The organism is Nostoc sp., assembly GCF_054880495.1.
This window is the reverse complement of record NZ_JBTYKD010000328.1, coordinates 1-22,653: the sequence shown is the minus strand read 5'-3', so window position 1 is coordinate 22,653 and position 22,653 is coordinate 1. Positions and strand designations below refer to the sequence as shown.

General features: G+C 40.8%; 24 protein-coding genes and 1 pseudogene. 8 read left to right on the top strand and 17 right to left on the bottom strand.

The window, feature by feature from the left end; all coding sequences use genetic code 11:
- Nucleotides 1–60 precede the first annotated feature (60 nt).
- On the bottom strand, nt 61–1,080 hold the full coding sequence (locus tag ACYTXL_RS28600) for an aldo/keto reductase (RefSeq protein WP_461927582.1): 1,020 nt from the start codon (nt 1,078–1,080) through the stop codon (nt 61–63).
- Between the two features lie 119 nt (nt 1,081–1,199).
- Complete coding sequence (locus ACYTXL_RS28595) at nt 1,200–1,424, bottom strand: hypothetical protein (protein WP_292795692.1); 225 nt, start codon at nt 1,422–1,424, stop codon at nt 1,200–1,202.
- A gap of 195 nt (nt 1,425–1,619) precedes the next feature.
- Here ACYTXL_RS28595 and ACYTXL_RS28590 point away from each other — a divergent pair, with 195 nt between their 5' ends.
- Nucleotides 1,620–2,420: a histidine kinase gene (locus tag ACYTXL_RS28590; RefSeq protein WP_461927581.1), complete on the top strand. Its 801-nt coding sequence runs from the start codon at nt 1,620–1,622 to the stop codon at nt 2,418–2,420.
- Nucleotides 2,421–2,628: 208 nt separating this feature from the next.
- On the opposite strand, the gene ACYTXL_RS28585 is transcribed toward ACYTXL_RS28590, so the two are convergent.
- The 4 genes from ACYTXL_RS28585 to ACYTXL_RS28570 all read right to left on the bottom strand — a co-directional run bounded on the left by ACYTXL_RS28585 (nt 2,629) and on the right by ACYTXL_RS28570 (nt 6,207).
- The gene (locus ACYTXL_RS28585; RefSeq protein ID WP_461927580.1) at nt 2,629–2,820 is read right to left on the bottom strand and encodes a YqaE/Pmp3 family membrane protein; all 192 of its coding nucleotides are present in this window, start codon (nt 2,818–2,820) and stop codon (nt 2,629–2,631) included.
- A gap of 127 nt (nt 2,821–2,947) precedes the next feature.
- Nucleotides 2,948–3,346 (bottom strand): phage holin family protein, encoded by a 399-nt coding sequence (locus ACYTXL_RS28580; RefSeq protein ID WP_461927579.1) that lies wholly within the window; start codon nt 3,344–3,346, stop codon nt 2,948–2,950.
- A gap of 346 nt (nt 3,347–3,692) precedes the next feature.
- Nucleotides 3,693–4,034, bottom strand: coding sequence for a 2Fe-2S iron-sulfur cluster-binding protein (locus ACYTXL_RS28575; protein ID WP_461927578.1), 342 nt, complete (start codon nt 4,032–4,034; stop codon nt 3,693–3,695).
- Nucleotides 4,035–4,047: 13 nt separating this feature from the next.
- Nucleotides 4,048–6,207 (bottom strand): Tex family protein, encoded by a 2,160-nt coding sequence (locus tag ACYTXL_RS28570; RefSeq protein WP_461927577.1) that lies wholly within the window; start codon nt 6,205–6,207, stop codon nt 4,048–4,050.
- 608 nt (nt 6,208–6,815) lie between these two features.
- Between ACYTXL_RS28570 and ACYTXL_RS28565 the strand changes: the two genes are divergently transcribed.
- From ACYTXL_RS28565 to ACYTXL_RS28545, 5 genes are all read left to right on the top strand, one after another.
- A complete protein-coding gene (locus ACYTXL_RS28565) occupies nt 6,816–7,070 on the top strand; it encodes a hypothetical protein (RefSeq protein ID WP_461927576.1) in 255 nt (84 codons plus the stop codon).
- A gap of 966 nt (nt 7,071–8,036) precedes the next feature.
- Nucleotides 8,037–8,414: a glycosyltransferase family protein gene (locus ACYTXL_RS28560; protein ID WP_461927575.1), complete on the top strand. Its 378-nt coding sequence runs from the start codon at nt 8,037–8,039 to the stop codon at nt 8,412–8,414.
- A gap of 218 nt (nt 8,415–8,632) precedes the next feature.
- Nucleotides 8,633–10,105 carry a TldD/PmbA family protein gene (locus ACYTXL_RS28555; RefSeq protein WP_461927574.1) on the top strand — a complete coding sequence of 491 codons (1,473 nt, stop codon included), beginning with the start codon at nt 8,633–8,635 and terminating at the stop codon, nt 10,103–10,105.
- A 33-nt stretch (nt 10,106–10,138) separates the two neighbouring features.
- The gene (locus ACYTXL_RS28550; RefSeq protein WP_461927573.1) at nt 10,139–10,498 is read left to right on the top strand and encodes a four helix bundle protein; all 360 of its coding nucleotides are present in this window, start codon (nt 10,139–10,141) and stop codon (nt 10,496–10,498) included.
- A gap of 79 nt (nt 10,499–10,577) precedes the next feature.
- Entirely contained in the window at nt 10,578–11,918 is a 1,341-nt protein-coding gene (locus ACYTXL_RS28545; RefSeq protein WP_461927572.1) for a TldD/PmbA family protein, read from the top strand.
- Between the two features lie 76 nt (nt 11,919–11,994).
- Here the strand turns inward: ACYTXL_RS28545 and ACYTXL_RS28540 are convergent, their stop codons facing one another.
- The 3 genes from ACYTXL_RS28540 to ACYTXL_RS28530 all read right to left on the bottom strand — a co-directional run bounded on the left by ACYTXL_RS28540 (nt 11,995) and on the right by ACYTXL_RS28530 (nt 14,435).
- On the bottom strand, nt 11,995–12,987 hold the full coding sequence (locus ACYTXL_RS28540; protein WP_461927571.1) for a pentapeptide repeat-containing protein: 993 nt from the start codon (nt 12,985–12,987) through the stop codon (nt 11,995–11,997).
- 69 nt (nt 12,988–13,056) lie between these two features.
- On the bottom strand, nt 13,057–13,941 hold the full coding sequence (locus ACYTXL_RS28535) for a hypothetical protein (protein ID WP_461927570.1): 885 nt from the start codon (nt 13,939–13,941) through the stop codon (nt 13,057–13,059).
- Nucleotides 13,942–14,276: 335 nt separating this feature from the next.
- On the bottom strand, nt 14,277–14,435 hold the full coding sequence (locus ACYTXL_RS28530) for a hypothetical protein (protein WP_461927569.1): 159 nt from the start codon (nt 14,433–14,435) through the stop codon (nt 14,277–14,279).
- 101 nt (nt 14,436–14,536) lie between these two features.
- Here ACYTXL_RS28530 and ACYTXL_RS28525 point away from each other — a divergent pair.
- Nucleotides 14,537–14,821: pseudogene (locus ACYTXL_RS28525) on the top strand (metallopeptidase TldD-related protein); the annotation flags it as partial.
- Nucleotides 14,822–14,891: 70 nt separating this feature from the next.
- Here ACYTXL_RS28525 and ACYTXL_RS28520 read toward each other — a convergent pair.
- From ACYTXL_RS28520 to mgtE, 4 genes are all read right to left on the bottom strand, one after another.
- On the bottom strand, nt 14,892–15,332 hold the full coding sequence (locus ACYTXL_RS28520; protein WP_461927568.1) for a pentapeptide repeat-containing protein: 441 nt from the start codon (nt 15,330–15,332) through the stop codon (nt 14,892–14,894).
- 169 nt (nt 15,333–15,501) lie between these two features.
- A complete protein-coding gene (locus ACYTXL_RS28515; RefSeq protein ID WP_461927567.1) occupies nt 15,502–16,554 on the bottom strand; it encodes an aspartate carbamoyltransferase catalytic subunit in 1,053 nt (350 codons plus the stop codon).
- A gap of 177 nt (nt 16,555–16,731) precedes the next feature.
- Complete coding sequence (locus ACYTXL_RS28510) at nt 16,732–17,373, bottom strand: O-methyltransferase (RefSeq protein ID WP_461927566.1); 642 nt, start codon at nt 17,371–17,373, stop codon at nt 16,732–16,734.
- Between the two features lie 7 nt (nt 17,374–17,380).
- Complete coding sequence (gene mgtE / locus ACYTXL_RS28505; protein WP_461927565.1) at nt 17,381–18,733, bottom strand: magnesium transporter; 1,353 nt, start codon at nt 18,731–18,733, stop codon at nt 17,381–17,383.
- Between the two features lie 682 nt (nt 18,734–19,415).
- Between mgtE and ACYTXL_RS28500 the strand changes: the two genes are divergently transcribed.
- Nucleotides 19,416–20,072 carry a PEP-CTERM sorting domain-containing protein gene (locus ACYTXL_RS28500; RefSeq protein ID WP_461927564.1) on the top strand — a complete coding sequence of 219 codons (657 nt, stop codon included), beginning with the start codon at nt 19,416–19,418 and terminating at the stop codon, nt 20,070–20,072.
- Nucleotides 20,073–20,233: 161 nt separating this feature from the next.
- Here the strand turns inward: ACYTXL_RS28500 and nblB are convergent, their stop codons facing one another.
- The 4 genes from nblB to mutT all read right to left on the bottom strand — a co-directional run bounded on the left by nblB (nt 20,234) and on the right by mutT (nt 22,175).
- On the bottom strand, nt 20,234–20,899 hold the full coding sequence (nblB, locus tag ACYTXL_RS28495) for a phycobilisome degradation protein NblB (protein WP_461927563.1): 666 nt from the start codon (nt 20,897–20,899) through the stop codon (nt 20,234–20,236).
- Between the two features lie 93 nt (nt 20,900–20,992).
- A complete protein-coding gene (locus ACYTXL_RS28490; RefSeq protein WP_461927562.1) occupies nt 20,993–21,457 on the bottom strand; it encodes a CBS domain-containing protein in 465 nt (154 codons plus the stop codon).
- Nucleotides 21,458–21,529: 72 nt separating this feature from the next.
- On the bottom strand, nt 21,530–21,754 hold the full coding sequence (locus tag ACYTXL_RS28485) for a hypothetical protein (protein WP_461927561.1): 225 nt from the start codon (nt 21,752–21,754) through the stop codon (nt 21,530–21,532).
- Entirely contained in the window at nt 21,744–22,175 is a 432-nt protein-coding gene (gene mutT, locus ACYTXL_RS28480) for an 8-oxo-dGTP diphosphatase MutT (protein ID WP_461927630.1), read from the bottom strand. Before mutT ends, ACYTXL_RS28485 begins: the two co-directional genes overlap by 11 nt.
- Nucleotides 22,176–22,653: the final 478 nt, after the last annotated feature.

The following is a 22,653-nucleotide window of genomic DNA, read 5'->3' as shown; positions in this document are numbered from 1 at the left end:
ATTTGGTCGCTGGTTTCCTGCAGTTCCTAAAGGCTTACCCTATTCCTAAAGGCTTAGTTATTATCGCCGATATTCGTCGCCACAATCGCCGATCAGCTGATACAAATCCCGTGATTGCCGAGATACTGCATTGATGCGATCGCGATCGTCAGCATCTAAACTAAAACTAAATACTTTGGCGTTATCTTCTATATGTTCAGATGCACCAAGCCTTGCACCAACTATCACACCTCCCACAGTTGGCTGATCTAAGATGTAACGTACTGCTACGTTAGAAATACTTACCCCATGCTTATTCGCAATTTCCTTCAAGATAGCCAGCAACTCTTGAAATAATTGCCAACCACCCCAACCATCCAGCATATTTTTATATTTTTTCAAACTAGCTGTACCTAGATCAAATCCTCGCGGTTCCGGTTTCCCCAAATAGTTTTCTGATAACAAACCGCCGCATAGTGTACCGTAAGTAAAAAGTTTTATGTCATGCTGTTGACAAAACTCCACCATATTAACTTCGGGACGGCGGTCAATCAGGGAAAACTGCACTTGGTTAGAAACAATTTTGATGCCTGCTTCGGTAATAATCTTCAAGTGTTCAGTGTCAAAATTAGTTAAACCTAGATGCTTAATTTTACCCTCAGTCTGAAGTTCTGCCAGATATTTCAGGGCATCTAGATAATTTTTATCCTGATATTCCCACCAGTGGAATTGCATCAAATCTAAGGATTGTACATTCATCCTTCTCAGGGAAATATGAATATTTTCCTCGACGAGTTTTTTCGTCATTTTACCTGGACGAGGCACCCATTTTGTAAAGGCTTGTACCTGAGATAAAGCATCTTTCCCACGAGTATCAATTAGTTCACAGCGAAACTCACCAATAAAATCTTCTGCAGGTCCATAATGGTCTGCTAAATCCCAAGTGGTAAAGCCTGCATCTAAATATTTGAACATCATCTCAATGGCAGCTTGGGGATTTATCCGTCCGTGTCCGCCGGAGACTTGCCACATCCCATTTAATATGCGGCAGATGTTTAAATCGGGAGTAAATTGGAGACGACTAGTTTTGGGTAAGTTCATTTTCAAGTTTAGGAGTGGGAAGTTAGGAATTAGGAGTTAGGAGTGAGAAGAGTAGTTGTTTGACTCCACCTTTCCCGATTTTGACATACTCGTTGCAGATATAAGTGTCATAACCAATACTACAGGGATTCAAAGTCAGTTGTAAATCCAGTAAAATTTGCACAATCTTCTTGAAAAGCTTCTGCATCACTCACATCCTCAATTTTATAAGACATGATCCGTGTGCCATCTGGCATTTTTTTGGAACCGATCAATTCACCTTGATATTTCTCTGCGATCGCTTTAAATTCAGTACCATAATGCTTCCAGGCATCAGATGAACAAGTAATATTTACTCGCCACATATCTTACTCTCTATTACTACCAACAAATATTAATCATCTCACAAATGCCCGACATATTACACATCACCTCTTTGGGGCTGTTATTTTCTATCTAAAGGAAGTGCCTAGCCGAATCAGACTACGCCATAATATGGGTGTAGGAACATTTCTAGAAACTTTTATCCATCCAAATTAGTTAAATCCCAAGAGTTGAAAATGCCTAACAATATCAAACAACAAATTCAAGCCGATTTGCAACAAGCTAAAGAAACCGGACAATTAAGAACTGATCGGATTCGAGAAATTGTGAAATCCGCAGTTTCTCAAGTAGCTTCTGAGTTTAAACAAGGTTCGGGTGAACTTCGTAGCCTTGTTAGAGATGCAGTTTCGGCTGTAGTTGAAAACTTCCAAGAAAAAGGTAGTGAACTTAAAGATGAAGTGACAGCTTCCATTGAAGGAGCGCTAGAAGGAATTAATAGTCAAAGACACGAAAGCATTGCGAAAACTCAGACAGATATCAAGCGGCTCCAGGCTCAACTGGATGGTGAGGAAGAGCAACTCCAACAAGAAGTTGATGTAATCTTGGCAGAGATTGAAGAGACAGGTAAGGAAAAACCTGCTAGTACCAAAACTGCAATTGATTCTGCTGTCAATGCTATTAAAGATAGTGAAGAAGTCGGATTGTTAAAGAAGCGTTACGCGCAACTGCAAGCGCAGGTAGCCCTTGTCCGAGCTAACTTAGCTGCACGTCATGGCGGACGTTCTCTAGAGGTTCAAGATTATCTAGACGAGGCTAAACACTGGTATGATAAAGCTCGTCCTCAAGCTGAATCTATAGCTGCACAGGTAGGAGAAAAGCGATCGCAACTAGAAGAGCAACTAGGTGAAGCTGGTACATCTGTAGCCAGGAAAGAGCGCCAAATCAAACAAACCTTAAGACAGTTACTCTTAACGGCTGCTGACTTGTTCAAAGATAAGGACTCTGCTGATAAAAAGCGGGATACTATTAATAAATAGACTGTTTTGGTATTTAATAGATTTAGAAAAGTAGGGTGGGCAATTTCCACCCTATTTTGTTGGAGAATAAAAATTTAATTACAGTAGGGGCACAGCATTGCTGCGCCCCTATCAAATCCTTGTATTACCCCAGTAATTATAAAAATCATAAATGGGTAATAGTTGCACTACAATTACCATTACCCATTACCAGAATTAATCTTACGTATTAGTAAGTACGTCCCTCTTGATTAAGTTGTTCTTCATGCTTGGCAATAACCCAAATTGCATGAATACTACCAGGTATCCAACCTAGAGCTGTCAGCAAAATGTTAATAAATAAAGTTGGGCCAACTCCAACTGTCAGGAATACGCCTAAAGGAGGCACTAACAAACCTAGAAGAAAACGCACTAATTTCATGATGTTACAACTTGGTGATTTTGTTTACTGACATTGTTTTGAATATGCCGAATCAGGAAATCCACCATCGGATATTCTATTTGGAGTAGAGACATGACGAAATTGCTATTTTTACTCCCTTTAATACTTATCTAGAAGGTAATTCACCTTGGCTTGTTACATCACTACTGCTGGTTAAAAGATTTTTTTCAACAAAGTAGTTGTTGATAAAGGTGTTAGCAAAAGATAGAATTACCGGCCCCAGAAGAAAACCAATAATACCACTAACAGAGAAGCCGGGAACTAGCACTGATGCTAACCAGAAACAAAAACCGTTGACGATGAGCGAAAATGCTCCAAATGAGAGAAAGTTAAGTGGTAGAGAAAGAGTAGATAGAACTGGTTTAAATGAGCCGTTAATTAGACCAATTACTAAACCGGCAATCAAAGCTGCGGGAAAATTAGCAATATTAACGCCTGGAACAAGCAAATCAACAATCAACAGGCTCAAAGCTGTAGCAAGGGCGGTTAATAATGATGTCAACATTTTTTTGACCTAATAACTAAAGATTTATTGTTTGTAACTTCTGATCTCATCTTTATCTATCTGCTAGGTTTTAACCTCTCTTGCAAGATAGAATTTGCTTCTACCGTTAGGTCGATCATTGAGAAATCTATAGCGGTTATAATATTAATGCAAAACTTGTAAGTCCCATGATGCGATCGCTTCTCTGTTGAGTTGAATACAGACCTAACCCCCAACCCCTTCCCTACTAGCGTTGGAGAGTAAAATTCAAAGCCTCTCTCCTTTTAGGAGAGAGGTTAAAGTCTATTGCATAGAAACGAAAAGCACCTGACGAATTTAAGATTAATTTAATGTCACAGGGCAAAAATCACTGAGATTTTCCCAACTCAGGCTGATAGTAAAGGGCTGATTTATATAAGACTTGTTCTTGATGGGTTTCTAAAGTGCAATCAGACAAAGGGTAACTTACACAAGTAACAACATAACCAGCCTGTATTTCAGTTGGACGCAGAAATTTTTGCTCATTTTGATCAACTTTACCGCTAATGAGTTTGGCGACATAAGCAGAACATTCGCCTTGCTTGCACCCAGATGGTAGGCGGATACCAGCTTCTTCTGCTATATCCAGAATATATTGATCAACTGGTACTTGAATGGTGCGATCTAACCCAATTATAGGATTGATGAATCGAACTTGATAAACTGCCATCTGCTGTTTTTAATTATTGTTTAACTGCTTTCATCGACAAACTAATCCGCTTGAGTTTATCGTCGATTTCTAACACCTGCACTTTTACTACTTGTCCGACTTTGACAACTTTGTTGGGATCGTCTACAAATCTATCAGCAAGTTGGGATATATGCACCAAGCCATCTTGATGTACGCCAATATCGACAAACGCACCGAAGTTAGCGACATTCGTCACGATTCCCTCTAGTTCCATTCCCACCTTTAAGTCTCTGATTTCCTTAATTCCTTCTCTGAAGGTGGCATACTTAAACTCAGCACGAGGATCTCTACCTGGTTTTTCTAGTTCGCTGAGGATGTCGCGTAGTGTAGGTTCGCCGACGCTATCGGTAACGTATTTCTTCAGGTTGGTCTTTTTGAGTTTTTCGGCAATTTGTGTCACCTGATTTAATGGCACATTTAGATCAGATGCGATCGCTTCTACTACAGAATAACTCTCTGGATGCACTGCTGTATTATCTAATGGGTTGTCACCACTGCGAATCCGCAGAAAACCTGCTGCTTGTTCAAAAGCTTTCGGCCCCAACTTCGCAACTTTCAAAAGTTGTCGGCGATTTTTAAAGGCTCCATACTGGTTACGATAGGCGATAATGTTATTGGCAACTGTTGCCGTAATCCCAGAGACGGAAGTCAGAAGTTCTTTGGATGCGGTGTTTAAATCTACGCCGACATAGTTCACACAGCTTTCTACAGTGTCATCCAATTTCTTTTTCAACAACTTCTGATCGACATCGTGCTGATATTGTCCCACACCAATGGATTTGGGATCGATTTTCACCAGTTCTGCTAAGGGGTCTTGCAAACGGCGACCGATGCTAATCGCGCCGCGCACAGTAATATCTAAATCGGGAAATTCCTCCAGCGCCACAGTACTCGCAGAATATATAGATGCGCCAGACTCATTTACCATGACCTTAACTGGTTTGCGTTCTATGGTTTGTAATACTTGCGTGACAAATTCCTCTGTCTCGCGGGACGCTGTACCGTTACCGATGGCGATTAACTCAATTTTGTACTTTTCAATCAGATTTTTGACAGTTTGTGCTGCTTTGAGTCGTTGTTCAGCCGCTTGGTGGGGAAATATCGCCTGATATTCCAAAAATTTCCCAGTTTGGTCGAGGACTGCAACTTTACACCCAGTTCTAAATCCAGGGTCTATCGCCAGCGTTGGTTTCATCCCGGCTGGTGCAGATAGCAGCAACTCCCGCAGATTAGTTTCAAATGTCTTAATTGATTCTATATCTGCATAAACTTTATTTTCAGAAATTACCTCTCCTATTAGAGAGACTTTCATCAAACGGTTGAATGCATCCTTCAACATCGCTTGATAAAAATCCCGAATTGTGCGAACTTTGGTTTGAATTTCTTTTGACTCAAGATAGTAAAGCACCGTATCCTCATCAAAAGCAATTTCAAAGCTTAATATTTTCTCAGTTTCACCCCGACACAACGCCAGCATATTGTGGGCTGCAATATTTTTTACCCTGATTTGATAGTTCCGGTACATCTCAAATTTGGTTGTACCTTCGGGATAATCATCTTTAATACGAGAGACAAATACCCCTTCTTCTAGGAGATAGTCGCGGATATATGCGCGTAACTCAGCTTTTTCAGCTACTTCTTCCGCCAAAATATCAGCAGCACCTTTAAGCGCTTCTGCTGCTGTTTTTACTCCCTTGGTTTCCGAAATATACTTAGCCGCTTCTTCCTCCAGGGAAGCCGTTACAGCATTTTTAACATTTAGCGACTTGATAAACTCCGCCAGTGGTTCGAGTCCTTTTTCTCTGGCGATGGTGGCGCGGGTGCGTCGCTTTGATCGATAGGGTAAGTATAAATCCTCAAGTTCGGTTTTTTGTAAGCAGGATGAGATTTTGGTTTTGAGTTCATCTGTAAGTTTACCTTGTTGAGCGATCGCACTTAAGATCACCGATTTTCGTTCTTCCAGTTCTGTTAAATAAGTATATCGTTCCGCCAGGTCACGTAGTTGCACTTCATTCATCTCATCGGTGCGCTCTTTACGGTAACGTGCAATAAAGGGAATTGTTGCACCCTCCGCCAAAAGTTCCAGCGCGTTTTGCACCTGATGCGGTTTGAGGTTTATTTCAGTTGCGAGTAATTGAGGAATGTTCAGCATTGGGTGTCTAAAATGAAAATGCTACTACTAAAGGTAATATGCTAGATCGTGATCCTGCCGCAAGGCCAAAGTTTTAAGCTAATTTACCAGACGATTGTTCACCTGTTGCATTTGGCGAAGTAAACAAAACCCACCTACGCAAGTTTTAAATCCGATTAATCCGTGTAGGTAACCGATAGTTTGTATACCATAGCACAGCTATGCTGATGTCAGTTCGGTGGTTCAGATGGCATTCGTCTAATTAGTCGAATCAAAAAACCTTTAAGAGGTTTTACTAGGCTTTCACCTCTTCCTCTCCGACTCGGAGAGGGAAAGACTTGAACTAAAGTTTAAGGCAGGGAGAGGTTTGTCGAACTCACCCTCAGGAACGTGGATTAAATAAAATGCAAAACTTCATCCTCTCTCTAGCTTCCCTCTCCTTTATAAGGAGAGGGATTGAGGGTGAGGTAAGATTCCAATTGGTGTAATATACAACGTTGCATAATCTTCACTTTATATAATATTTATTTCAAACGACTGTTGTGATTAAAACCTGATTGGATGTAGAATTAACCACAATTCCAATTTGTTTTATAAGCACAACAGTTTTTTGTTCAGAGGTTACTAAAATGCCTTTGTTTTTCTTGATACCACTGTGTACTGCTTTAGCAACTGGCTACTTATTTAAAAAGAGTACTGATGAAATCGCATATCTTGCAGGTGTATTTGCAGCTATTAGCTTGATTTTAAGTCTAGTATTAGCACCCTGGCAGATTCAGTTTGGATTGTTAATCATTGTCTTAATTATTACCAACAGACTTTTGCAGGAAAATGAGTCCAAACAAACTGAAGCTACACGAAAACAACTTAGAGAAATTAAATAATACAAACTACCACGAACTAATTTTTTCTCAACTTTAAACTGTTGGAAATTATCAGATACCTAACGCAGTAATGTCTTTAAAAACGGAACTTGGTAATTTTTTATGGGAAATTCTTCGGTGTGAGTATGGTATTGACCACTTTAGACTCGCTTTTTAAATGGAACTGCAAGCTTATTGACCAAAAAGTGCTTCATAAATGTGCAAATTCTTAAAAATAAAAATTCATCTAGAGAAAAGTTTCGATTTGATGAAGTTTCTGCTTAAAAATATTTTTTTTAATGAAGTTTTGATGAAGTGTGGCGATAAATTTGCAACACGCTTTTCTCGTGGTATTCTAGGAGGTGATTACATATAACAATAAAGTTAAAGTAAATCTTTAGTGAAAATTATATGTAATTAAGAACAGTCAAGTCAAAGATAATACTAAATAATGTAAAAACATCTTTAATCAGATGCAATCAATATTAACTCCGAGTTGAACAGCCAACGCTAGTTTATATTAACCGTTGTGTTGTGAAAGCTACCTTTGCACATTCAGTAAAACTACCCATAAACGTGTAAAGGAGAATACTGTAGACTGATTTATCTATAGTATGATTTGCGCAGACAAGCAGACTTCTCTTATTTCTTGTATTGCCATTTCCAAAAAAAGCACGTATATACACTCGATTTTAGTACAAACTTTTCTGAATCGGCTTAGTTAGTAGCCGAGGTTACAGATATATCTGTGAGCCGTAAAAATTCTGGCAGTCCATTTTTATTCCCTTAGCTCGAACTGTTGAATATGCGGGTCGAATCTGAGTTTAGTATCAGGAATGGCAAACTGCTCAACTTTGTGCAGAGCAAATTTGTGACAAAGCCCTCAACCTTCATTACATCTGTATCCACTATGACTTAGATATTGCGATCGCATCTAGATATCGAAAAGGCTCTAAAGTCATAGGCTTATCAAAATTTAGAGAGCTGATGAGTTACGGAGCCAGCTGGCTTTTTAGAATTGCAGCCCGTGTCCCAGGTGTAAGAGACTACACTTGTGGTTACAGGCTATATAACCGTACTTTCGTGACTAAACTGGATATGTGTTATGGGGACAATCTATTTACTGAAAGTGGATTTGCTTGCATGATAGATTTACTGTTGAAAGCCAAAGTGCTAAAACCAAAAATCGCAGAAATTCCAATGGTTTTGAGATATGACCAAAAGCCCACTGCCAGTAAAATGAAAATTCTTATAACTATTACTCGAATTCTAAAGCTGTTGTTTAAGAATCTATCATCCACACCGCCAACTTTCAATCAGCAAGAAACAGCAAGAATTCCACTGAAAATAGGAAATTGTAAATAGACCTGAGAAGGAATGTTTGCTCATTATCTGCGTCTAAAATATTACATCCAGTTTCGTTACTTACAATATTTCACTGATGCTTAAGGGAGAGTGAGTTTCCCAGGTGAGGAAACCCCTACTACTTAATTGCCGACTCTGGCTTTCGCTCATTTGTTAGACTGAACACACCACGATTTTTCAGTCAAATCTCTGAATTACGCCAGCAGACGAGGCTACTCATGCTTACAAGTACGTTACTTCTCTCGAATCAACTTCCTACCCTCCAATATTCCGCCACACCAGAGCGTTTCGATGAAACCTGGGAAGCCCCCCTGGCTACCCTCCTGGGACTAGGACGCGCGGCTGGTGCGGACTTCATCGAATTATTTTTAGAGCGTCGCAACTATATTAGTTGTCTTGCAGAAGATGACTCCATCACGAGTATTTCACCCAGTCTTTCTACAGGCGCGGGAGTCAGAGTATTTCGCGGCAAAGCTGACTGCTACGTTAGCACCAATGACCTTTCTTTTTCCGGTTTGAAAGCAGCCTTAGAAAAAGGTCTTTCTATCCTGGGATTGCAACTACCCACTCCAAAAGCTTTCATCCCAGAAATCAACCTGGAATTATTGAGAGATTACGCCACGAAAAGAGGTAAAGATGCCTGGCTACCAGCGTGTAGCTCCATCCGAGAAATGGGAGAAGTCCTCCTTGACGGTACTGCCAACCTGAAGCAAAAAGCTAGCCACGTTCAATCGCGCCGTGCTACCTATTTCCGGGATTGGCAAGAAGTTTTAATCGCCGCCAGTGATGGTACTTTTGCCCGTGACATTCGCCTTACACAGTCAGTCGGGTTTAACCTATTGTGTGCCGATGGTGCTAATCGTACCTCAATTGGCGATCGCGCGGGTAATACTAGCGATGCCAACTTCTTGAGAACTTGGGATTCTCAACAAGCCGCCGAAAAAATCGCCGAATCTGCTGGAAAAATGCTTTACGCAGATTACGTAGAATCGGGTACTTACCCCATCATCATGGCCAATCACTTTGGCGGCGTAATCTTCCACGAAGCTTGCGGACACCTGCTAGAAACCACTCAAATTGAACGCAATACCACTCCCTTTGCTGACAAAAAAGGCGAAAAAATTGCCCACGAAAGTTTGACAGCCTGGGATGAAGGGCGCTCTGACAATGCCTTCGGGACAATTGACATGGATGACGAAGGTATGCCCGCTCAAAGAACCCTATTAATTGAAAAAGGCGTTCTGAAAAACTTCTTAGCAGATAGAACAGGTTCTGCACGCACCGGACACCCCAGAACTGGAAGTGGACGCCGCCAAAATTATACCTTTGCTGCTGCTAGCCGGATGCGTAATACTTATATTGATTCTGGCGAATACACCGTTGATGAATTATTTGCCTCTGTTGATAAAGGTATTTACTGTAAAAAGATGGGTGGTGGTAGCGTTGGTGCTACAGGGCAATTTAACTTTAGTGTTGATGAAGCTTATTTGATTGAAAATGGCAAAATCACCAAACCATTAAAGGGAGCAATTCTTATCGGTGAAGCGAAGGAAATTATGAACAAAATTTCCATGTGTTCTCAAGATTTGGAACTTGCACCAGGTTTTTGTGGCTCTGTCAGTGGCAGTATTTACACCACAGTTGGACAACCCCACATCAAAGTTGATTCTATTACCGTCGGTGGAAGATAAGAATTTTAGATTTTAGATTTTAGATTTTGGATTGTGAATGAGCAGGAGTTTAAGGCTAGAACAAAGCAGCTGGCATTACGAGTTATTCGTCTAGTTGAGCAGCTGCCACAAACTAGAATTACTGATGTCATTGGTAAACAGTTATTACGTTCTGCAACTTCAGTTGGTGCTAATTATCGAGCAGCCTGTCGAGCTAAATCAACAGCTGATTTAATTGCCAAACTCGGTATCGTGGAAGAAGAAGCTGATGAAACGCTTTACTGCTTAGAACTTCTTATTGAATCGGGATTAATGACAGCAGAAAAACTAAAAAGCCTAATGCAAGAAGCTACCGAAATTCTAGCTATGACTGTTGCCTCAATAAAAACACTACGAGAAAAATATAAGTCATAACATCCAAAATCCAAAATCTAATATCCAAAATAAAATTGCTTCCAATCCAAAATCTAATATCCAAAATCCAAAATTGAGTATGCCGAATATCAATGAGATTGCAAATTCCGCCAAGGACAATGCTGATAAGCTTGGTATTAAGAAATTCGACATTTATGGCTCAACAGTAGATGATACTAGCGTGCAAGTAGACCAAGGTGAGCCAAAACAAGTCAAAGCTTCAAATCGCTCTGGTGTTACTGTTCGTGTCTGGAATGAAGATAATACAATGGGTGTCACCAGCACCACAGATGTCGATGCCAAGGGACTGGAATTAGCTTTGAAAACTGCCTACGAAGCCAGTTTCTTTGGTGTTAAAGAAAATGTCCCTGATTTTAGTCCAGAGGCTACTGTTTCTATTCCAAATAAACCTCAGGATAAGACACCCCAAGCACCTGTTGCTGAACTCATAGAAAGATTGTTGGTAGCTGAAAAAGAATTACTGGCAGCTCATCCAGCAATTAAAGGTGTGCCTTATAATGGGCTATCGCAAAGAGATATTGACAGGTTTTATCTAAATAGTGACGGTGCAGTGAGAAATGAATCTCATTCCTTAGCATCAGTTTATCTTTACACCAAAACGGACGAAGAAGGGAAAAAACCACGCAGTGCAGGCGCTTTTAGAATCAACCAAAGTTTATATAATCTAGACATTAATGGTTGCATCAAAGAAACCGCCGATAAAACTATCAGTCACTTGAACTATGAAAAAATCAAGACTGGTAAATATCGAGTTGTTTTCTCTGCGGAAGCTTTCTTAAGTCTGTTGGGTGCTTTTTCAAACTTATTTAACGCCCAAAGTATTTTGGACAATCAAAGCCTATCTACTCCTGATGATTTAGGTAAGCAAATTGCTTCTCCTCTACTTTCAGTTTTTGATGATGCACTGCACCCAGCTAACGTAGGTGCAGAAAGTTTTGATGGTGAAGGAACTCCTACTCGTCAGATTTCGCTAATTGAAAATGGTGTTTTAACAAGCTTTCTCCACAGTGCAGGCACTGCTAAAAGGTTAAATACCCAGCCAACAGGTAATGCTAGTATTGGTGCAAAAGTCAGCGTTAGTCCTAATTTTTATCACGTTTTTACAACAGTAACTTCTGAGCAGGAGTTGAGCTTAGAAACTGCTGAAAATGTGATTTTTATCGATGATTTACAAGCTCTCCATGCAGGAGTTAAATCTTTACAAGGTTCGTTTTCTTTGCCGTTTGATGGTTGGCTAGTTAATAAGGGTGTCAGGACGAGTATTGAGTCAGCAACTGTTGCTGGCGATTTCTTGGAACTCTTAAAGTCAATTATTTATGTAGAAAAAGAGGCAGAGTTAACGCCAGGGGGAGTTTGTCCCAAAATCTGGGTTAATGAACTGTCGATTACTGGTGAATAAAACTTAGTACTTGGGCAATACCTACCATTATAAAATAGTGGGTATTGCCCCTACTCAGGTAGGAAATGCCATATTTTTAGTCGTTAATTGTTCCATCAGGCATTACTGCCCCACGCAAATCTGCACCCGTAAGATTTGTACTACTCATTTCTGCTCTGATCAAATTTGCCTTACTTAAATTGGCACCAGTCAAGTCTGTCCTCGCAAGATAGGCATCAACCAAGTCTGCTTCAGTCAGGTTAGCCCCACGCAGGTTAGCCCGACTTAAATCAACTCTATTTAGCCTTGCAAAACTCAGGTTTGCTCCACTCATCTGGCATCTAGTCAGTTTAGCATCTGGCATAATTGCACCATATAAGTTAACACCTGTAAGTTCGGCATCTATCAGATTTGACCGTTCCAGTCTAGCGTTCATCAGGTTAGCATCTTTCAAATTAGCACCCCCGATGTTAGTATCTGCCAGAGATGCATTATACAAAATCGCTTCACTTAGGTTGGCATCACTCAAATCGGCATAACGTAGGGTTGCCTCACTCAAGTTAGCACCACTCAGATTAACTTTAGATAAGTCTACACCAGTTAAATCAGTGCCTCGGAGGTCAGCCTTATGGAGGTTAGCACCCCGTAGACTAGCAGAGTATATTCTTTTCTCTTCTCGCAGGTTAGCACCACGCAGACACGCACCTGTTAAATTCGCACCACTCAAATCTGCACCACGCAAATCGGCATTCATCAAGTTAGTATCGAGCATATACGCCAAAGTTAAATTGGCATTACGCAAATCAGCACCCTGCAAAGTTGCACCATGTAAATTAGCATCGTGCAAGTTGGCACTGATCAAACTTGCCTGATTCAGATTCGCGCCACTTAACTTTGTACAAACTAGATTTGCCTGATTCAGAATTCCCCGATTTAGATAGCTAAAAATTAGGATGGCATTACGCAAATCTGCCTTATTCAAATCTATACCAATCAAGTCTGCACCAAACAAATTTACCCCATTTAAGTTTGCCTCAATAAATCTTGTTTCTCCATTCTGATATCGCTTAAGAAGTTCATTGGCATCCATATTTTTTCTATTTAAATTATCACAATCTTTCCAAATTTTCCCGTGTTCAACAATGGTCAAAAATTGCGATTATTCTTTGGTAGGAGCTACTATAAATTGACAGGTATTATTGTCATCCTTGAGTGCAATTTTCTGATGAGGATTAACTGGTGTTCTCGTTTCTGGAGATGAATTGCTGTTAAACGGTTGATATCGGTTGTCGCTAGATGAGATATTGTTATATAAACCTCGCATAGATTGGATGATTGCACTAGCTGCTTGAATATTTTCATCCGGCTTGCCTAGAGATATAACAGCACTATTTAGTTGAGATTCAAGCTCTCTGATAGTTGGACAAGTATCAAATAATCTCAGCAATAAATCATCAAGTTTTTCAGCCTTCAGTTTCAACCAGTCTTCTTCATTGAAAGCAAACTTTTTGTAAAGCGCAGAAAATAAAACTATTTTAGCCCTAAGCGGGTTAGTATACTTCATAATATTTTGCCGTAAATCAAACTGATTATATTGATGTTTAATTTGACTGTTTGGATCTATATAATTTGATGAAATTTGTCCAGGATTATAAAATATCTGTTCATCTTGATTAGATTGATTTAATAGTATTCCTGTCGATTCCTCTTGATTAGGTTGATTTAATAATATTCCTGTTGATTCATCAGGCGTTATATATAGCTTCTGCATCGCCTGAGAAATGACACTGGCGATTAGGGCGTATTCCGTTTGTTTATTAAGGGTTTTTACAACTTTAGATAAAGTATAATTTAAGTTATTTATAGTTGGATTCAATCTGGATAATTCTTGAATTAATTCTTGTAAGTTAAACCTATCTAGCGTCTCTGGATCATTCTCCCAAATATTTTTACAAGCAGAGTATATTAATTTTTTAATCCGTTTTGAGTTTTCATGCTGTTCTAAATCTTTACTTACTGCATCAAGGCTAAATATAGTTTTCATCGGTAAATCTCCGGCACAGGTATCAAATAGTAAAAAATGATAGAACTAGCTCTTTCAAGGTGACTCGTAAAATCTCTTTTTCTCTGAGTTATCTCTGTGTATTAGGTGATTTATTTAACCGCATAAGCACAGTGTAAAGTCTGAGGGCACGAAACCTCCCATTAGACACCTCACCCTCAATGCCTCTCCTTATAAAGGAGAGGGGAGCTAGAGACAGGATGAAGTTTGCATTTTATTTAATCCACGTTCCTTAGAGAGGAATTGATTTTTGAGAAGTTCTAGTTGCTTTGAAAGGGCTGGTCTTATGTTATACCTTTTTTATCTAGCTTGTGTAGTCATGTCGAATCACTTTGCTGATGATTGGCGTTGCTGATTGGGGCTGGCACAACAGCCGAATCCTGATGGTCATTGCCTGTCACCGAAACAGTGCTGAGTAAAAAAGTAAAATTACAGCAGTTTTCGTCTATTTGAACCACAAATGTCATAGGAAACATTGCTCATTGGTGTAACTTAGGCCAAAACCCTTTTCAAACCTCATTGCAGCTTTGCCGCAAGTCTTGAGGCGGAGCCTCCCATTAGACATTCCCAGTCAACTTCTGAGCAGGAGGTGAGCTTAGAAACTGCTGAAAATGTGATTTTTATCGATGATTTACAAGCTCTCCATGCTGGAGTTAAATCTTTACAAGGTTCGTTTTCTTTGCCGTTTGATGGTTGGCTAGTTAACAAGGGTATCAGGACGAGTATTGAGTGAGCAACTGTTGCTGGCGATTTTTTAAAACTCTTAAAGTCAATTATTTGTGTAGAAAAAGAGGCGGAATTAACACCAGGGGGAATTTGCCCAAAAATCTGGGTTAATGAACTGTCGATTACTGGTGAATAAAACTTAAGAAGTGCAGAGTTAGGAGTTGAATATAACTCTTAACTCATCACTTTGAAATTTTTACTCACCATTAGTATTCACCACCGACGCTAATGGCAGTGTTAAATACATGAGCACCGCTTAAATCAATCCCAGCTAAAACAGCGCCATCTACGTCAGTATTATATAAACGGGAATTACTCAAATTAACGTTGGTCAGATTGGCATTATTTAAGATAGTATCGCTGACGAATGCTTCTGTGAGATTAGCAGACTTCAAATTAGCACCCGTTAAATCCGCACCTTCTAAGTTAGCACCTTGGAGATTAGCCCCTTTTAAATTTGCATTTCTTAGGTCAACACCTATCAGATGAGCGCCTTTGAGGTTTGCACCTGCTAAATTACATCCCAAACATTCTCTAGTTTCCAGCAAACGCCGGACAGGGGCGGAGTTTTCTGCTTTGACGGGAATGGGAGCAGCTAAAGATAGCGTGCTGAGTATGGCTGCTGCCGTCAAAAAAATTCGTTTCATATTTACCTCCGACACTTCTAGAAATCATTAAATTTTTAACTTCTACGATACCAGTGTGCCAAGATTACAGAATTCTGTCCTCATGCGATCGGAGGAATATATAATTTCTATGAGATTAGGTATTTTTCCGTAAGGTAGTCCGATAGAACTAATATTAAAAGAGATTATATTAAGCCTTACCGCTACCTAATAGGTACAGCAGCGCCATCCGAACGGCGACACCACTAGTAACTTGCGATTGAATGAGACTAAATTCCGGGTCATCCATCAAATCTGAACTAATTTCAACACCACGATTAACTGGACCTGGATGCAAAACTTTGACGTTAGGTTTACAAAGTTGCAGCTTTGTGCGTGTAATGCCAAATAGCTGATGATATTCTCGCAAACTTGGCAGCAAATGAGCCGTCATCCGTTCCTTTTGCAGGCGCAAAGTCATCACAAAATCGGCATTCTGTAAAGCTGGTTCTAGTTGCCAGTGGAGAAAAAGTTGGGGAGTAGGAAGTGGAGAGTGGGGAGTAGGGGATGAGGAGATAACAAACTCCTGACTCCTGACTTCTGCCTCCTCAAAGATATACTCAGCAAATAATTTGGGTAAGAGGGTTGGTGGTGCTGCCAGATGCACTTGGGCGCCACTGGCAATTAAACTCCAAATATTTGATCGCGCCACGCGAGAATGGAGAATATCCCCAACAATGGCAATCTTTTTACCCTTTAAAAGTTCTAATCTGGGACTAGCTGGGTCAATTAGAGTACAAATGGTAAATAAGTCTAGCAGCGCTTGGGAAGGATGCTCATGTTGACCATCACCAGCATTGAGGATACTAACTCGTACACCTAGACGATCCATTTCAGCCGCGATCGCATTCGGTACTCCTGCCTCTTGATGGCGGACTACCATAATATCAGTTCCCATAGCTAAATAGGTCTTCGCCGTGTCGAGAATTGTCTCTCCCTTAGTCATAGAGGAAGTTGCTGCGGCGAAGTTCAGCGTATCTGCACTTAAGCGTTTGGCAGCGATCTCAAAACTGCTACGAGTCCGGGTAGAAGGTTCAAAAAATAAATTCGCCACCACCTGTCCCTGCAAGGTTGGCACTTTCTTTGTCCGCCGTGATAGCACCTCTTGAAAACTGGCAGCAGTTTGCAAAACTGTATCATATTCAGTGGTAGTGAAGTCAGCTAGGGAAAGAATGTGATGACGATTCCAGGCGGTAGTAGGCATAAATAGAAATTAGTTTCCTGCATAGAGATACGAGCGGTCGCGTCTCTTCAGCTTTTTCATTTACAGATGCAGAGGAAATGATATCACCTGTCTTCTATTAAATTAGCTACTTGTTCTTTCTAGCATCAAGGATTTATGTAGCGCTTGTCAATTGGATAAGGTATTACAGAAATCTCCTTAATTGTTGCCCATCTCCCCCGAAAAAAATCGCTCTCTTGACAATCCTGCCTCTGTCTGCCCTCTAACTTTCGCTGCAATTACTAACCCTGTAGACCAGTTAATTTTTGAAAGCGTCAAATCGCTCCTGGATTCTAAATTTGAAATGAGTTGGCTAGCTTTTGAAGCCTGATCCTCAGACCACATGACTTGAGGCAACATATCATCAATAACATACAAGCCACCCAACTTAAGCAAATTGAGCGTATCCTCAAGGCAGCTATATTTTCCTACCCATGCATCAGCGAATATAAAATCAAACCTTTGAGCAGCTATTTTACCTAAAAAAATCGTCGCGTCCTCTGCATGGAAAACGACTCTCCGATCCTGACCTAAATACTTTCTGGCAACAGCTATCACTTTGTCATCTTGGTCAACTGAGATCAGCTTGGATTCGCGATCCATACCGTTCAAAAGCCAAGCAGCAGACACACCAGTTCCTGTGCCCAGTTCAAGAAACATACCAGCAGGTTTGCTCGCAGCAAGTGTTCTTAGAAAAGAACCTGTCAGTGAGTCTGAAGCCATACGAAAATTTAGGGCTTCAGACTCTGCCTGAATGTGCTTTAAAACGTTAGGATACTTTAGATTTTCTTGGTCTTTCATACGTCCATTAAGCTGGTAAATGGAAAACGTTTAAAGCTAGAGAAATTAGGCTGAGGAACGTTAAAAACCCAATTGTATCTAGCATTGTAGTCACCAAGGGACCACTAACTAAGGCAGGATCAAGTTTCAAGCGTTTCAAACCCATTGGCAGTAAAGTGCCGAGTGTAACAGCCACAATTGTATTAGTTGCCATTACCATTCCAGCAATTAAAGCCACCCATCGCTCTTGGGGTCGCGCCCAAATTAAGGAAAGCAGTATCATGGTCATGGCTAAAGCGAGAGCTGTACCTAAACCAGCTAGAAGTTCCTTGCGGAGAATTTTCAAGGTATCTTTGGGTGTTACCTCTCCCACTCCCAAGCCGCGAATTGTTACCGTTAATGATTGGATACCAACAGTACCACCAGTATTAGAAAAAATTGGCATGATTACTGCTAGAACTGGCACTGCGGCAATTACAGATTGGAAAGGCGCGATCGCACTGGCGGCACCAATATATAGTGCCATGATACCCAATAGCCAAGGCAAGCGGTTGCGGATGGTGAGTAAGGGAGAGGATAAAGCTGCTTCATCACCACTGACACCCCCCAGTTTTTGGATATCTTCTGTGGCTTCCTCTTCCAAAATATCCATCACATCATCAATGGTGACAATGCCTACCAATCGGTCTTCCCGATCAACCACGGGGATAGCGATTAGGTCATAGCGCTGCATGATTCGCGCCACTTCTTCTTGAGGGGTTTCAGTTGTCACCTTAATGACGCGATCGCTAGCAATATCTTTGATGAAAACATCGGGAAAGGTAAACAGCAATTGGCGCAGTGAAACTACTCTCACCAGCGTCCGGTTATCATCCGTGACGTAGGCGTAGTAAATCGTCTCCTTGTCTTCATCCTGACGGCGGATCTTGCTCAAGGCTTCACCGACAGTCAATCCTTGGCGCAACCGGACATATTCGGTTGTCATCACCCGCCCCGCAGTACCTTCTGGATAGCCGAGAATCGTTGCTGTTGCTTGCCTTTCTTCTTGACTCAGTTCTTGTAATAGCCGTTTGATGACTCCAGCCGGTAGTTCATCAAACAATTCTGCCCGTTCGTCGGGACTCATCTCTTCTACAAGTTGCACTACCTGGACGTCATGCAGAGAATTAATTAGTTCTTCCTGCACCTCTGTGGGCAGATATTCAAATACATCAATTGCCTGACCTTTGTTGAGTAAACGGAATGCGATCGCCCGTTGTTGTTCAGGCAATTGTGTAATGTATTCTCCCACATCCACCGGTTGTAAGCAATTTAAATCCCATTTCAACTGGTTTAAATCGGTAGTATCAGCGAGCAAATCACGAATATCTTGTGTGAGCATGAGATATATCTCCTAGGTCTCCCCCGCGCTGGGAGACTTCCTCGCCAGTTCAGAGGAGGTTGATACTGCCATCTGGTGGACTATAGCCCATAAAATTTCAACAATTCAATATCGATATCTAATTCAAGGCATCGTTATTCATCATCCTAACCTGGAATAGCTCTCTTCATGAGATACTGAATGCTAATATTCAGTATCTGTGATATTCCTGACTAACTTATACCAATTTATTAAGTGTAACTTCATAAATTGGTATAAGCTTAAGTATTAAAATTCATCTTTATATTAATTATACGGAAATGACCTTTCTTAAAGTCAGAGCTAAACTGTCGCGTCTGTAATTTTCCATAGCATTACAAAGTTACCAATGGTTCCAGACCCTAAAAAGTGTAAGTTCTACGCGCGACAGCTTATTGCCAACAATTTAAACGCTATGAAATAAAAGATATACGAAGCGCAGATATGTAGGGAATTAAAATTTCATGAAGGATAGTAATGCATTAAAGATGTGATGAAGTCCACTCAGTAAATATTGCAGGGTCTAAACCTATGTGATTTGATGAAGATAATCAGTGGATCACGCAAATTTTGCTTTCACTGACAGTCTTTTCCATAAATTACTGAGATTAAAAGTAAAGCAATTGCTCTGATTCAGTGTTATTACTAGGAGCCTCAAACAACAATGATTAGTTTTAAATCTAAATTACTAAACGCTACTCTGGCTGCTACTTTTGCAATCCCCTTGGCTACTGCTGGGATGTTTACATCTGTTGGTTCAGCTCAAGCTGCAACCCTGAATGGGAGTATTAGTCTTCATGGTACATCTATCGTTCTTAATGATGGAATCAATCCAGCTAGTACTAGTATTAAATTTACCAATGTTGATGGTGTTAGTGATCCTAGCGGTGATTTTACAGCCTTCTCACCAATTTTATCAGGCACAGGTATTAGCATTGAAACTCTAAATTTAACCAAGATAGCTAATGTAACAGCCACAACAGCTACATACTCTACAGGCATTTACACTCCATTCATTAATTTCGGATCACGAACCCTGGATGGTATTACTGCCGTTCTTACCTTTGACCTAGATGATTCTGTAGTTACCAGAATTCCATTTTCTAGTAATACTATCTTGGACTTCGCGGGGATTACGGGGAAATTTAATTTTAATGGACAAACTATTGCGAATGGCGCTCTGAGCGCTTCTGTTTCTGGGACTTCAAGCAGTTACGAGTTAAGTCTTGCCACTGTTCCTGAGCCAACCACAATGCTAGGCTTGGGTGCGGTAGGTGCAGTAATGGCTATGTCTCGCCGACGCAAAAGTGTAGTTCAATAGACTTATCCTAAACATAAAAAAGTTACTTTTAGCAACTAAAAGTAACTCTAATTTATTTATTCGATCTGGCTGGAATGCAAAATTTTACCAGCCAGGTCGAATTTTTTTATACTATCAGACAAATCGATATTAAAGGTGAATTTTCTTAACCTGAGATAGACTTAAACTGATTGCAAAGAACTTTTGGCTTCATTAGCGATCGCATCTACTTCATCATTAGTCAAAGTTTCTAATATAGATTTGGCTTCTGCACTACCCAAACGAGCCAAGGCTTGTACAAGTCTGTAACGAATTTGCCAATCTGGATTGGTAGCATAGGGAGCCAACAGGGGAACTGCTTGTAAATCTCCCAAATCACCCAAAGAACTAATAGCAGCAGTTTGGACTAATTCGTTTTCGGATGAGAGTGCCTCTTTGAGTAGTTCAAAGGCTCGGGGATCGCCTAACTCCCCTAACGTCGCAATGATACTGAATTGTATTAGCCATTCACCGGTTGTATGATAAAGCAGCTGCAAATCTTCAAAAGCTTCACGTAACTTCAGAGCGCCCAAACAGTCAGCTGCTGCTGCTTGGACATCTACTTCGGAGTCATGAAGCAAGCGATCGCGCAAGATATCCAAGGATAATTGTAAATCTTGCGTTCCGAGCGTATCCATTTGACTCACTGCTGAGTAACGAACACGGGAATTGCGATCGCCAATAGCACTTTGAATTAATTCAAAGCCGATTGCAGGTTCCAGTTGGCGGATTTGATTGACTGCACGTAAGCGATCGCCTAAATCCTCAGAACTGAGCAATTGCTTAACAGACTCCGGAGTAATACTCATTTAGTTATCCTTGATTTTAAAACGTGTAAAAAATAATCATTAGTCAACACTCAAGGGTCAAAAAACTCTTGAGTGTTGACTAATGACAACTGACTAATCTTGACTTGCAGCCATTGCCCGAATAATATCACCACGAGTCAGGATACCAATTACTTGACTTGCGCCCTCAAGTACTGGCAAGCGGTGAACGCTGTGATCGTGCATGATTGTAGCTGCTTGTGCTAAAGTTTTATCAGGGGAAATACTGATCGGGTTTTTACTCATCACCTCCCCAACGGTTTGCCCTAGTGCCTTATGCAAGTCACGATCATAAGTAGCAGGATTTTGTAAATAGATAACGCTATCAAGAAACATAATGTACGCAGGTGGAGCAACACCAGTTTCTTGCCACATCAAATCGGTTTCCGAGATAATGCCCACCAATTTACCGACATCATCCACAACAGGTAGTCCGCTAATGTGGCGTTCTGCGAGAATTTGGATAGCTTCCTTCAGTGGAGTTTCTACCCGAACCACAATTGGATCGCGGCTCATCACATCAGCAACGGTTTTAGGCATTTGTTTGACTGACACCTTTAATCAAAGTCCCTGCGCCTATTGTAGAAAATTGTGTGACTCAACCTGATGCAATTAATAGATTGTTACGGTATTGGGCACTTGTACTGAGCGAAGTCGTTGGCGCAGTCTCTCGTAGAGAAGCATTGAGCACTTGTACTGACTTGTACTGAGCGGCGTCGTTGGCGCAGCCTCTCGTAGAGAAGTAGCGAAGCCGTTGGCGCAGCCTCTCATAGAGAAGTATTGGGCATTGGGTATTGGAAAAATTCTCCCTTGTCCCCCTTGTTTTCTAACTCCCAACTCCCCACTTCCTACTCCCTTTCAAGGCAGCAATAATTTGAATATTTGCTTTCGGAAAAGTAAACTGCTCCAGTTCTTCCAAAGTTACCCAGCGAATTTCATCGGATTCCAAAGGTTGGGGAACACCTGTAACATGGCGGCAATGATGTACTGTCAGGGTAACGCGCAAGTCTGTATAAGTGTGGTCAATAGTAATCAGATGCTCTCGCACTTCAATTACTATTCCCAGTTCTTCGGAAATTTCCCGTTGAATACACTCGCTGATAGTTTCACCAGGCTCAATTTTACCACCAGGAAATTCCCATAAACCACCCATCATTCCTTTTGGACGACGGCGATCGATTAAAATTTGCTCTTGGTCATTCCAAATTACTGCAACACCAATGATTTTATGGGGTGGAAAAAAACTGGTTTCACTCATAATTGATTGTGCAAATCGGGAGTAGGGCAAGAATTCCTGACTCTTGACTAATAACAAAACTCGGCAGACTGGTTTGAACTCTGCCGAGTTTGTATTTATTGCGAAGGTCATCTACCTCTGTTATACCAAATTATATGAGTTCAGAGATAACCAAATCCAAAAACTCCGCGTTACTGTGCGCCAAAGTCCGCCTTCCTACCCTGCGGGAAAGCGAAGCCCCTATGCGTTTAAATTTCAACCTTAATTTGTCACTATTTAGGATTTTTTAAAAAGATTGAGCTGATGCATAATTGGCAATTAGAGACAAATATTTCGTAGAAGCTTATTTTAAATTCGCATCGCCATGACTGTGACTAGCTCTCAGTCCAACAATATAGAATTTCGTGACATACTCCACACACTCCCAATGAGGGTGAGTGTGGGCATCTGGGCGACTCCTCTAGGAGGACATTAACTGAAGCTCTAGAGCCACTATGCC